The sequence below is a fragment of the Streptomyces sp. NPDC001843 genome (assembly GCF_042891955.1).
GTDB lineage: Bacteria > Actinomycetota > Actinomycetes > Streptomycetales > Streptomycetaceae > Streptomyces.
In genome coordinates this window covers 236,676-249,275 of sequence record NZ_JBIATQ010000010.1, presented here as the reverse complement: position 1 = coordinate 249,275, position 12,600 = coordinate 236,676, and the positions used below count along the sequence as shown (strand labels likewise).

Below are 12,600 nucleotides of genomic sequence, written 5' to 3'. Positions count from 1 at the left end.
GGGCTACGCGCTTTCCTTGCCGGCGCGAACGTCAACTCGCCAGGAGGGAAGGCAACTGAGCGCAATGATCAGGAGCGCTTTTTCCGATGGGCCAGCACGGAAAAAGCCGCCAGAAGCACTCCACATGCTGCACCGGTCGCCCCCATCACTATCGGTGGCACATCGCCAGTAATCAATCCAGCAACGCACCCGAAGAGTCCCCCTACGATCAAAATTGCAGAGAAGACTAGCGTTTTCCTTACCGCGTCGTTCACCGATGCACCCTTATCTGCACTTATCAACGCAGCACCCCTCTGAATTCCCTTCGACACCCGTGCGTCGCCGGTCGTGCCGGAGCGGGTGAACGTCGTCTTCCCACCCGTGCGGCGGCTGGTGAGGGTGAAGGACTTCTTGTCGGCCGCCTCGGTCAGATCCTGCTTGTAGCCCTTGGCGGGAGTGAAAGCGGAACCGTCACGGACGAAGACCGCCTGCGTGCCGGTCGGGCCCTCGACGACGACCGCGCTCGGGGTCGCCTCGACAACCCGGTAGTCGGCACCGGTGGTGGTGTTCCAGCCCATCTGCTGCAGGCTGTTGAAGGTGTTGCCCCACGCCAGGCCGGAACCGGCGTCGGCGATGTCGAAGCCCTTGACGGTGAGCAGCAGGTTGCCGTTGTCGTAGTTGACCTGCGCGCTGACCGCGTCGGACAGCTGGGCGGTGTAGAACTCCGACCAGGGGATCTGTCCGACGCCATAGGGAACGACACCGCCTTCGCCGGGCGGTGCCATCCGCAGCGGGCGGCGCTTGTCGGCGGCCTTCACCGGTGTGCTGGCCGGGGGCTTCGTCTCTCCCAGGGGAGTCCTGGTCGGCTTCGCTGCGCTCGCGGCGGCCGTTGCCGTGAACGGCTGGGCGGCGGCCGGGAGGGTGGCGGTGATCGTGGCGGTCACGGTCGCGGCGGCGACGACCGACAGCGGCAGCCATCGTCTACGTGACGGTAATGCGGGCATGCGAGCATGCACGAGGGTCTCTCCCATGCTTGAGACAGCAGAAGTGAGCAGGGCCCAACCGGGGTGGCACCCGTGCCGGTGCCGGGGTGTCACCCCGCCCTGCGGTGGGGGGTTGCTACGCGCAGCGTTTGTCGGTCAGGGCCTCGTAACCGCGCTCACCCTTGATGTCGAGCTCGCCGTAGCCGGCGGTGCACTCGTTCACGGTGTTCGCGGGGTTGCCCCAGAACTCCTGGTCGTGGGTGCCGGCCTCGTCGCGCGCGGACACCAGGAAGTCGCGGTCGTACGACCACACCCCGACCGTCAGGTCGAAGGTGATGTTCTTGTCCAGGAAGGACTGCCAGACCCAGACGTAGCCGTAGTTCTCTTTGCAGCTGGGCGAGTAGAATTGCTTGACCGAGGCGATGTGGTCCGCGCCCCGATTGATGTACGACGTGGTGCCGATCTGGTAGGCGTCGGAGCACACCCCGGCCGCCTGCGCCGCGGTGCTGGCGGGGTTGCCCGCCTCCGTGCCCGCCGTACCGGCCGAGGGCGCCGGGGTTCCCGGCGCGGGGGCCGGCCCGGTGCCCGCCGAGGCAACCCCGCCGCCCAGCAGGGATAATGCCGCCCCCGCCACCGTCGCCGCGATCGTCATACGCGCACGTCTCACGTGCGTCCCCCTCCGCGAACAGCGCGCAGCCGTCGGCGGCCCGACACGAGCGACCGGGCGGCTTGCGCGGAACGAAAGCGCATCGACTGATGCGCCTTCACATCCTCACTACAGCTCAGCGCGGAGCGGTACATTCCACGGCGGGAACACGGAGCGCGACGGTGTGCGCGCATAGTAAGAGCACGGATTTACCGCGCCTTTACCTTCGATGTGAAGGTGGAGAAATGCATGAAACATGCACCGATCATGCCGCCCGCACCACCCGTCACTCATTCCACGGTTCCCCCTGCCGGTGTGACATGCCAGACAGGCATGCAGGTATCAACAGGGGGAACCAGGAAGGGCTTTCCCTACCGTCAGCGCAGCAGCACCCCGGCCTCCTCCACCCCCTCCTCCGAGGGCACCGCCACCAACCCCAACTCGGCTCCGGACGCGAGGAGTCGGTGGGTCGGCAGGACGCGGACCGTGTAGCCGTAGGGGCCGGTGCGGTCGAGGGAGAGCGGACCCTCGTAGACCCGACGGCCGTCCTGGTCGGGGCCGCCCACCGCCTTCAGGGCGATCGTCGTGGCGTCGGTGATGCGGTCCTCGGAGTCGACCCGGCCGGAGACCGCCTGGACCTCCACGTCGTCCGGGGAGAGGTCGCCGAGGCCGACGCGGACGCGCAGGCCGAGGGTGGTGCCGAGTTCGGCGGTGGCCGTGGTCGCCGTCGTCTCGACGTGGTCGACGGTCACCCCGTGCCAGGCGGCACGCACCCGCGTCTTCCAGGCGGCCAGTTCCACCGCCGCGTCCGGGGTCAGCGCGCGGCCCGCCTGCGCGGCCGGGGTGTAGAGGCGCTCCACGTACTCGCGGACCATCCGCCCGGCCAGCACCTTCGGGCCGAGCAGGGTAAGGGTCTGGCGGACCATCTCGATCCAGCGGTCGGGAAGTTGGGACTGGCCACGTTCGTAGAAGCGGGGGGTCACCCGTTGTTCGAGGAGGTCGTAGAGGGCGGCGGCCTCGATGTCGTCACGGCGGTCGGGGTCGGTGCCCGCGCCGTCCGCCGTGGGGATGGCCCAGCCGAAGTCCGGCTGGAACCACTCGTCCCACCAGCCGTCCAGGACCGAGAGGTTGAGGCAGCCGTTGAGGGCCGCCTTCATGCCGCTGGTGCCGCACGCCTCCAGGGGGCGCAGGGGGTTGTTCAGCCAGATGTCGCAGCCCGGGTACAGCTTCTGCGCCATCGCCATGCCGTAGTCGGGGAGGAAGACGATGCGGTGGCGGACGCGCGGGTCGTCGGCGAACCGGACCAGCTCCTGGACCAGGCGCTTGCCGCCGTCGTCCGCGGGGTGCGCCTTGCCGGCGACGACGATCTGGATCGGGCGTTCGGGGTGGAGCAGCAGTTCCATCAGCCGGTCGCGGTCACGGAGCATGAGCGTGAGGCGCTTGTACGACGGGACACGGCGGGCGAAACCGATCGTGAGGACGTCGGGGTCGAGGACGCCGTCGATCCAGCCCAGTTCGGCCGTACCCGCGCCCCGCTGCCGCCAGGAGGCCCGCAGCCGTTCCCGCACCTCCACCACGAGCTGCTCGCGCAGGGTGCGTCGCAGCTCCCAGATGTCCTGGTCCGGGATGTCCGCCACCGCGTCCCAGCGGTCGCCGCCGTCGACGGTGAGCGCGTCCTCGGTGCGCTGGGCGCCGACCTGGCGCGCGCCGACCCGGAAGACCTCGGGGGCGACCCAGGTCGGAGCGTGCACCCCGTTGGTCACGGAGGTGATCGGCACCTCCTCGGGGTCGAATCCCGGCCAGAGTCCGGCGAACATCTCCCGGCTGACCTGGCCGTGCAGCAACGACACGCCGTTGGCGCGCTGGGCCAGGCGCAGACCCATCACGGCCATGTTGAACAGGTTGGGCTCGCCGCCCGGGTACGTCTCCATGCCGAGCCGCAGGATCCGCTCGACGTCCATGCGCGGCAGCTCGGCGTCGGGGCCGAAGTGGTGGGCGACCAGCTCCCGGTCGAAGCGGTCGATGCCGGCCGGGACGGGGGTGTGCGTGGTGAAGACGGTCCCGGCCCGGACCGCCTCGAGGCCCGCGTCGAAGTCGAGGCCGTCCTCGCAGAGTTCGGCGATCCGCTCCAGGCCGAGGAAGCCGGCGTGGCCCTCGTTGGTGTGGAAGACCTCGGGTTCGGGGTGCCCGGTGAGCCGGCAGTACGCGCGTACCGCGCGCACTCCGCCTATGCCGAGCAGCATCTCCTGCAGCAGCCGGTGCTCGCTGCCGCCGCCGTAGAGCCGGTCGGTGACCCCGCGTTCGCCGAAGTCGTTCTCCTCGACGTCGGAGTCCAGCATCAGCAGCGGTACGCGGCCGACCTGGGCCACCCAGATCCGGGCGCGCAGCCGTTTTCCGCCGGGCAGGGCGAGGGAGACCTGGGCGGGTGTGCCGTCGGGCTCGTCGAGCAGGGTGAGGGGCAGCTCGTGCGGGTCGAGGACGGGGTAGTGCTCCTGCTGCCAGCCGTCCCGGGACAGGGTCTGCCGGAAGTAGCCGTGCCGGTAGAGGAGTCCCACGCCGATCAGCGGAACCCCCAGGTCGCTGGCCGCTTTCAGGTGGTCGCCGGCCAGGATGCCGAGGCCGCCGGAGTACTGGGGCAGGGCGGCCGTGATGCCGAACTCCGGGGAGAAGTAGGCGATCGCGGCGGGCAGGTCGGCGGACTGCGTCTGGTACCAGCGGTCACCGGTCACATAGTCGTTGAGGTCGTCCGCGGCCGCGGCGAGGCGGCGCAGGAACCGGCGGTCGCCGGCGAGCTCGTCGAGGCGCCCGGGACGCACACCGCCGAGGAGCCGGACCGGGTCGCCCTCGGAGGCCGCCCAGCGTTCGGGATCGATGGACTGGAAGAGGTCGCGCGTTTCCGTGTGCCAGGACCAGCGCAGGTTCCGCGCCAGGTCGCTCAGCGGCCGGAGGGGTTCGGGGAGAACGGGACGGACGGTGAACCGACGGATCGCCTTCACATTCCACCTCGGACGGAGTGCGTGTGAGACACACGCCGTTGTGCGTCTCGTCGTCTCCCCGACGGTACCCGGGGTACCCGTACCCGCGAGGCTGGTCTTGTGTGTAGACATACGCGTGAGTAGTTAACAAAGTGCCGGATTGCCTACCCGAATAGGGTGGGAAGGCTCCTCCGGTACGCTCCCCAGGCGCATCGGTCGACCCGCAGGACCCACCTCCCCACAGTCATCCGCCCACACCCCCTCGTTGACGCGGACAGGAGCGGTCATGCCCGCCACGCACCACTCGTCAGCACCCCCGACAAACAGCAGCACAACGAGCAAGGCAACGAAGAAGGCCAGCAGGACGAACAGCAGCACAGCCGGTAAAAAGAGCACCAAGCCGGAGACTCCGGCCGATGCCCGACCGCCCGCCCCTGAGGGGACTTCCGCGACCGAGGGCACCGCCGTCGGCCGCATACCCGTCCTCGACGTCCGTCCGGTCGTCCAGCACGGCCGCAGGCCCGCCAAGGCGGTCGTCGGAGAGACGTTCGAGATTTCCGCGACCGTGTTCCGTGAGGGTCATGACGCGGTGGCCGCGAATGTGGTGCTGCGGGACCCTGGGGGCCGCCCGGGGCCCTGGACGCCGATGCGTGAACTCGCCCCGGGCACGGACCGCTGGGGCGCCGACGTCACCCCCGACAAGCCCGGCCTGTGGACCTACACCGTGGAGGCGTGGAGCGACCCGGTCGCCACCTGGCGGCACCACGCGCAGATCAAGGTACCGGCGGGGATCGACACCGGGCTGGTCCTGCAGGAGGGCGCCCAGCTGTACGAGCGGGCGGCCACCGGCATCCCTGAGGAGGACGGGCGCGCTCTCGTCGCGGACGCGGCGGCGGCGTTGCGTGCGCAGGATCGGCCGGCTGCCTGGCGGCTGGCGGCGGCGCTGGACCCGCGGGTGGCCGAGGTCCTGGGCCGCCATCCGCTGCGGGAGCTGGTCACCGTCTCCGAGCCGCTGCGGCTGCTGGTGGAGCGCGAACGGGCCCTGTTCGGCTCGTGGTACGAGTTCTTCCCCCGCTCCGAGGGCACCCCCGAGCACCCGCACGGCACGTTCCGCACGGCCGCCCGCCGGCTGGACGCGATCGCCGCGATGGGCTTCGACGTCGTCTACCTGCCCCCGATCCATCCCATCGGCCACACCTTCCGCAAGGGCCGCAACAACACCCTCACCGCCGGTCCCGACGATGTCGGTGTGCCCTGGGCGATCGGCTCGGCCGAGGGCGGCCACGACGCCGTCCACCCCGATCTGGGCACGATCGAGGACTTCGACGACTTCGTCGCCCACGCCGCCGAACTGGGGATGGAGGTCGCTCTCGACTTCGCCCTGCAGTGCTCCCCGGACCACCCGTGGGTGCACAAGCATCCGGAGTGGTTCCACCACCGTGCCGACGGGACCATCGCCTACGCGGAGAACCCGCCGAAGAAGTACCAGGACATCTACCCCATCGCCTTCGACGCCGACATGGACGGCCTCGTCGCCGAGACCGTCCGCGTCCTTGAGCACTGGATGGCGCACGGGGTGCGGATCTTCCGGGTGGACAATCCCCACACCAAACCGCCTGTGTTCTGGGAGCGGGTCATCGCCGAGGTCAACCGCACCGACCCGGGTGTGATCTTCCTGGCCGAGGCCTTCACCCGTCCGGCGATGATGCACACCCTGGCCCAGATCGGTTTCCAGCAGTCCTACACGTACTTCACCTGGCGCAACACCAAGCAGGAGCTCACCGAGTACCTGACCGAGCTGACCGGTGAGGCGGCCTCCTACATGCGGCCGAACTTCTTCGCCAACACCCCCGACATCCTGCACGCCTACCTCCAGCACGGCGGCCGCCCCGCCTTCGAGGCCCGCGCGGTGCTCGCCGCGACCCTCTCGCCCACCTGGGGCGTCTACAGCGGCTACGAACTGTGCGAGAACACGCCACTGCGCGAAGGCTCCGAGGAATACCTCGACTCGGAGAAGTACCAGCTCAAACCCCGCGACTGGGCCGCCGCCGAACGCGAGGGCCGCACCATCGCACCCCTGATCACCCAGCTCAACACCATCCGGCGCGACAATCCGGCACTGCGGCAGCTGCGCGGTCTCCACTTCCACCACGCCGACAAGGAAGAGGTGATCGTCTACAGCAGGCGGAGCGGATCGAACACGGTTCTGGTGGTCGTCAACCTCGACCCTCACCACACCCAGGAGGCCACGGTCTCGTTGGACATGCCGCAACTCGGCCTGGACTGGCACGAGTCGGTGCCGGTGCGTGACGAGCTCACCGGCGAGACCTATCACTGGGGCAGGGCCAACTATGTGCGCCTCGAACCGGGCCGCAGGCCCGCGCACGTCTTCGTCCTGCGACCGTCCAACCCGCAGATCGGAGGGTCACCCACAAAATGATCGTCAACGAGCCTGTTCCGGACAAGTTCGAAGACACTCCGGCCAAGGACCGCGACCCGGAGTGGTTCAAGCGCGCCGTCTTCTACGAGGTCCTCGTCCGCTCCTTCCAGGACAGCAACGGCGACGGCGTCGGTGACCTCAAGGGCCTGACCGCCAAGCTGGACTATCTGCAGTGGCTGGGCGTGGACTGCCTGTGGCTGCCGCCGTTCTTCAAGTCACCGCTCAGGGACGGCGGCTACGACGTCTCCGACTACACCGCCGTGCTGCCGGAGTTCGGTGACCTCGCCGACTTCGTGGAGTTCGTCGACGCCACCCACCAGCGCGGCATGCGCGTGATCATCGACTTCGTCATGAACCACACCAGCGACCAGCACCCGTGGTTCCAGGAGTCCAGAAGGGACCCCGAGGGGCCCTACGGCGACTACTACGTCTGGGCCGACGACGACAAGCAGTACCAGGACGCGCGGATCATCTTCGTCGACACCGAGGTCTCCAACTGGACGTACGACCCGGTGCGCAAGCAGTACTACTGGCACCGCTTCTTCTCGCACCAGCCGGACCTGAACTACGAGAACCCGGCCGTGCAGGAGGAGATGATCTCCGCGCTGAAGTTCTGGCTGGACCTGGGCATCGACGGGTTCCGGCTGGACGCCGTGCCGTACCTGTACCAGCAGGAGGGCACCAACTGCGAGAACCTGCCGGCGACCCACGCGTTCCTGCAGCGGGTGCGCAAGGAGATCGACGCCCAGTATCCCGACACCGTGCTGCTGGCGGAGGCCAACCAGTGGCCGGAGGACGTCGTCGACTACTTCGGCGACTTCGCCTCCGGCGGCGACGAGTGCCACATGGCGTTCCACTTCCCCGTCATGCCGCGGATCTTCATGGCCGTGCGGCGCGAGTCCCGCTACCCGGTCTCCGAGATCCTCGCCAAGACCCCCGCCATCCCCTCCGGCTGCCAGTGGGGCATCTTCCTGCGCAACCACGACGAGCTGACCCTGGAGATGGTCACCGACGAGGAACGCGACTACATGTGGGCCGAGTACGCCAAGGACCCCCGCATGCGCGCCAATATCGGCATCCGCCGGCGCCTGGCCCCCCTCCTCGACAACGACCGCAACCAGATCGAGCTCTTCACCGCCCTGCTGCTCTCCCTGCCCGGCTCCCCGATCCTCTACTACGGCGACGAGATCGGCATGGGCGACAACATCTGGCTCGGCGACCGCGACGCCGTCCGCACCCCCATGCAGTGGACACCCGACCGTAACGCGGGTTTTTCCTCGTGTGACCCCGGACGGCTCTTCCTTCCTGCGATCATGGACCCGGTCCACGGCTACCAGGTCACCAACGTCGAGGCCTCCATGGCCTCCCCCTCCTCCCTGCTCCACTGGACCCGCCGCATGATCGAGATCCGCAAGCAGAATCCTGCCTTCGGACTGGGGTCCTATACCGAACTGCAGTCCTCCAACCCGGCCGTCCTCGCCTTCCTGCGCGAATACGAGGACGACCTGGTCCTCTGCGTCCACAACTTCTCCCGGTTCGCCCAGCCCACCGAGCTGGACCTCAGCCGGTTCAACGGGCGGCACCCCGTCGAGCTGTTCGGCGGCGTCCGCTTCCCGGCGGTCGGCGAGCTGCCGTACCTGCTGACCCTGGCGGGCCACGGCTTCTACTGGTTCCGGTTGCGCAAAGAAGGCGCATAGTGGCCTGGGGTGGGGCGGTTTTCACCGCCCCACCCGGGGCACGCAGAAATAACCCGCCCCGACGACCCGGGGAAAGGACGTGCGCCATGGCGGAAACGGTCACCCCCTCCGGCACCACCACCAGTCCCGGCCAGATCCTCGCGTCGCTCGATCCACTGCTGCGCGACTGGCTGCCGCGGCAGCGCTGGTTCGCGGGCAAGGGACGCCCGGTCACCGGTTTCACCCCGGTCTCGGCCACCGAACTGCTCCCCCCGGACGGCCGGCTCGGTCTGTACCACCTGCTGGTGCGGGCCGAGCAGCCGCCCGCCCTGGGCTCCCCCTCCCAACCCGGCGACTGCTACCAGCTCCTCATAGGCGTGCGCGAGGCGCTGCCGCCCCGGCTGGCGCCCGCGCTGATCGGACACGTGGAGGAAGGGCCGCTCGCCGGACACACGGTGTACGACGCCCTGTACGACACCCGGCCCGCCGAGGTGCTCCTGGAGGCGCTGCGCTCCCAGGCCCGCATCGGCGGGCTGCGTTTCGACCGGGACCGGCGCCAGGAGATCCGCGACGGGCTCGTGGCCCGGCTGATGACCGCCGAGCAGTCCAACACCTCGGTGGTCTACGGAGATACGTTCATCCTCAAGCTGCTGCGCCGGGTGGTGCCCGGCGTCAACCCCGATCTGGAGATACCCCTGGCGCTGGCTCGCGAGGGCTGCGCCCGGGTGCCCGCGCCGGCGGCATGGCTGCACGCCGAGCTGGACGGCGACTCCGACTCCTATGTGCTGGGCGTGCTGCAGCCGTATCTGCGGGGCGCGACCGACGGCTGGGAGCTGGCGCTGCGCGAACTCGCCAAGGGTGAGGACTTCACCGCCGAGGCCCGGGCGCTGGGCCGGGCCACCGCCGAGGTGCACACCGCGCTCGCCCGGGCCCTGCCCACCGTGACCCTCGGCCACAGCCAGCTGCGGGTCCTCGTCGACGGCATGCTGGAGCGCCTGACGGCCGCCGTGCAGGCGGTGCCCGCGCTCGGACCGTACGAGACCGGGCTGCGCTCGGCCTTCGAGGCGCTGGCCGACCTGGCCGCCGAGGGCCGCACCTGGACCGCCCAGCGCGTCCACGGCGACCTGCACCTCGGCCAGTGCCTGCGCTCGCCGTCCGGGCAGTGGTCGCTGATCGACTTCGAGGGCGAACCGGCCCGGCCGCTGGCCGAGCGGCGCATGCCGCAGCCGCCCGTGCGGGACATCGCCGGGATGCTGCGCTCCTTCGACTACGCGGCGCGTTCGGTCACTCCCTCGGCACCGGACTGGGCAACGGCCTGCCGGGCCGCCTACTGTTCCGGTTACACCGAGGTCGCGGGCACCGATCCGCGCACCGATCCCGTACTGCTGCGCGCCTACGAGACCGACAAGGCGATCTACGAGGTGGTCTACGAGGCCCGCCACCGCCCCGACTGGCTCCCCGTACCGCTCTCGGCGGTCCACCGCCTCGCCACGTCCGACCTGACCTGACCCTCGCCCGGGAGACGCGTCCGTGACGTCCAAGTCCAAGAAGTCAGCGCCCGAGAAGAACAAGTCCGCCAAGAGCAAGGGCGGCAAGAAGAAGACGCCCGCCCAGGCCGAGCCGCCGCAGATCGAGAAGGAGCCCACCGCCGCTCAGGTGCCCGCCACGGCTCCCGTGCCCGCGCCCGCTCCCGTGCCCGAGGCCGAGGTCGCCGTCTCCCCCGCCGTGGACGCCGGTGACCGCGAGCGGCTGCTGCACGGCACCCATCACGACCCGCACTCGGTGCTGGGCGCGCACCTGGTGCCCGGTGGGGTCGCCTTCCGGGCCTTCCGTCCGTACGCGCGGTCCGTCACGGTCGTCTCCGGCGAGCTGCGGGCCGAACTCCACGACGACGGTGACGGCTTCTTCTCCGGGCTGCTCCCGCTGCGCGAGGTCCCGGAGTACCGGCTGCTGGTGGCGTACGAGGGGAACGTCCACGAGACCGCGGACGCCTACGCCTTCCTGCCCACGCTCGGCGACCTGGACCTGCACCTGATCGGCGAGGGCCGGCACGAGCAGCTGTGGCAGGCGCTCGGCGCGCACCCGACGACCCACCAGGGGGTGACGGGCACCCGGTTCGCGGTGTGGGCGCCGAACGCGCGGGGGGTGCGGGTCGCGGGGAGCTTCAACTTCTTCGACGGCACCGGCCACCCGATGCGCTCGCTCGGCTCCACCGGGGTGTGGGAGCTGTTCGTGCCGGGGCTCGGCGAGGGCGAGCTGTACAAGTTCGAGATCACCCGCGCGGACGGCTCCCGCACCCTGCGCGCCGACCCGATGGCCCGGCGCACCGAGGTCCCGCCCGCCACGTCGTCCGTCGTGACGGCCTCGCACCACGAGTGGGGCGACGAGGAGTGGCTGGCCCGCCGTGCGGACAGGGCGGTGCACGAGGCGCCGTTCTCGGTGTACGAGATCCACCTTCCGTCCTGGCGACCGGGGCTCACCTACCGCCAGCTCGCCGAACAGCTCCCCGCCTACGTCAAGGACCTGGGGTTCACCCATGTCGAGCTGATGCCGGTCGCCGAACACCCCTTCGGCGGCTCCTGGGGCTACCAGGTCACCGGTTTCTACGCGCCCACGGCCCGCCTCGGCACCCCGGACGACTTCAAGTACCTGGTGGACGCGCTGCACCGGGCGGGGATCGGCGTGATCATGGACTGGGTGCCCGCGCACTTCCCGCGCGACGACTGGGCGCTGGCGGAGTTCGACGGCCGCCCGCTGTACGAGCACTCCGACCCGCTGCGCGCCGCGCACCCGGACTGGGGCACGCTCGAGTTCGACTTCGGCCGCCGGGAGGTGCGCAACTTCCTGGTCGCCAACGCCGTGTACTGGTGCGAGGAGTTCCACATCGACGGCCTGCGCGTGGACGCGGTCGCCTCCATGCTCTACCTCGACTACTCGCGCGAGCCGGGTCAGTGGACGCCGAACGAGCACGGCGGCCGGGAGAACCTGGACGCGGTGGCCTTCCTGCAGGAGATGAACGCCACCGTGTACCGGCGCTGCCCGGGCGTGGTGACCGTGGCCGAGGAGTCGACTGCCTGGGACGGGGTCACACGGCCCACGCACCTCAAGGGGCCGAGCGGGTTCGGCGGTCTGGGTTTCGGGCTGAAGTGGAACATGGGCTGGATGCACGACTCGCTGCAGTACATGAGCCACGAGCCGGTGCACCGCAGGTACCACCACCACGAGATGACGTTCTCGATGGTGTACGCCTACAGCGAGAACTACGTCCTGCCGATCTCGCACGACGAGGTGGTGCACGGCAAGCGGTCGCTGGTGTCGAAGATGCCCGGCGACTGGTGGCAGCAGCGCGCCGGGCTCCGCGCCTATCTGGGCTTCATGTGGGCGCATCCCGGCAAGCAACTGTTGTTCATGGGGCAGGAGTTCGCCCAGGGCGCCGAGTGGTCGGAAGCGCACGGCCCCGACTGGTGGCTGCTGGACCCCGCGTACGGCGCCGAGTCGGACCACCGGGGTGTGCGCGACCTGGTCCGTGACCTCAACACCGTGTACCGCGACACGCCGGGTCTGTGGCAGCTCGACACCGACGCGTCCGGCTTCCAGTGGATCGTCGGGGACGCGGCCGAGGACAACGTCCTGGCGTTCCTCCGGTACGACGCCGAGGGGAATCCGCTGCTGGCGGTGTCCCACTTCTCCCCCGTGGTCCGGCACGACTACCGCCTCGGCGTCCCGGAGGACGTCCCGGCCTGGCACGAGGTCCTCAACACCGACGCGGGCCGGTACGGGGGCGGCGACGTCATCCATCCCGACCCGGTCAAGCCGGAGGCGACCGGGTGGCACGGCCGCCCTGCCAGCATCCGGCTGACGCTGCCACCGCTGGCCACGGTGTGGCTGCGGCCGGCCTAGG

The 12,600-nt window shown here is 70.0% G+C and carries 7 protein-coding genes; 4 read left to right on the top strand and 3 right to left on the bottom strand.

The features are described from left to right. Window positions 1-68 precede the first annotated feature (68 nt). From ACFYZQ_RS25540 to ACFYZQ_RS25530, 3 genes are all read right to left on the bottom strand, one after another. Window positions 69-1,010: a hypothetical protein gene (locus ACFYZQ_RS25540; RefSeq protein ID WP_389151928.1), complete on the bottom strand. Its 942-nt coding sequence runs from the start codon at window positions 1,008-1,010 to the stop codon at window positions 69-71. A gap of 88 nt (window positions 1,011-1,098) precedes the next feature. After that, the gene (locus tag ACFYZQ_RS25535; protein ID WP_389151925.1) at window positions 1,099-1,629 is read right to left on the bottom strand and encodes a hypothetical protein; all 531 of its coding nucleotides are present in this window, start codon (window positions 1,627-1,629) and stop codon (window positions 1,099-1,101) included. Window positions 1,630-1,985: 356 nt separating this feature from the next. Further along, entirely contained in the window at window positions 1,986-4,604 is a 2,619-nt protein-coding gene (locus ACFYZQ_RS25530; RefSeq protein ID WP_389151922.1) for a glycosyltransferase family 1 protein, read from the bottom strand. 265 nt (window positions 4,605-4,869) lie between these two features. Here ACFYZQ_RS25530 and ACFYZQ_RS25525 point away from each other — a divergent pair, with 265 nt between their 5' ends. The 4 genes from ACFYZQ_RS25525 to glgB all read left to right on the top strand — a co-directional run bounded on the left by ACFYZQ_RS25525 (window position 4,870) and on the right by glgB (window position 12,599). After that, window positions 4,870-7,023, top strand: a complete 2,154-nt coding sequence (locus ACFYZQ_RS25525) for a maltotransferase domain-containing protein (protein ID WP_389151919.1) — start codon at window positions 4,870-4,872, stop codon at window positions 7,021-7,023. After that, a complete protein-coding gene (gene treS, locus ACFYZQ_RS25520; protein WP_389151916.1) occupies window positions 7,020-8,720 on the top strand; it encodes a maltose alpha-D-glucosyltransferase in 1,701 nt (566 codons plus the stop codon). Before ACFYZQ_RS25525 ends, treS begins: the two co-directional genes overlap by 4 nt. A gap of 86 nt (window positions 8,721-8,806) precedes the next feature. Next, window positions 8,807-10,207, top strand: coding sequence for a phosphotransferase (locus ACFYZQ_RS25515; protein ID WP_389151914.1), 1,401 nt, complete (start codon window positions 8,807-8,809; stop codon window positions 10,205-10,207). A 22-nt stretch (window positions 10,208-10,229) separates the two neighbouring features. Next, window positions 10,230-12,599 carry a 1,4-alpha-glucan branching enzyme gene (glgB, locus tag ACFYZQ_RS25510; RefSeq protein ID WP_389151911.1) on the top strand — a complete coding sequence of 790 codons (2,370 nt, stop codon included), beginning with the start codon at window positions 10,230-10,232 and terminating at the stop codon, window positions 12,597-12,599. Window position 12,600 lies beyond the last annotated feature (1 nt).

Excerpts from the sequence above, each read along its gene's own strand:
- ACFYZQ_RS25540 (WP_389151928.1), bottom strand. The coding sequence starts at position 1,010 with ATGGGAGAGACCCTCGTGCATGCTCGCATGCCCGCATTACCGTCACGT.
- ACFYZQ_RS25525 (WP_389151919.1), top strand. The coding sequence starts at position 4,870 with ATGCCCGCCACGCACCACTCGTCAGCACCCCCGACAAACAGCAGCACA.
- treS (WP_389151916.1), top strand. The coding sequence starts at position 7,020 with ATGATCGTCAACGAGCCTGTTCCGGACAAGTTCGAAGACACTCCGGCC.
- ACFYZQ_RS25515 (WP_389151914.1), top strand. The coding sequence starts at position 8,807 with ATGGCGGAAACGGTCACCCCCTCCGGCACCACCACCAGTCCCGGCCAG.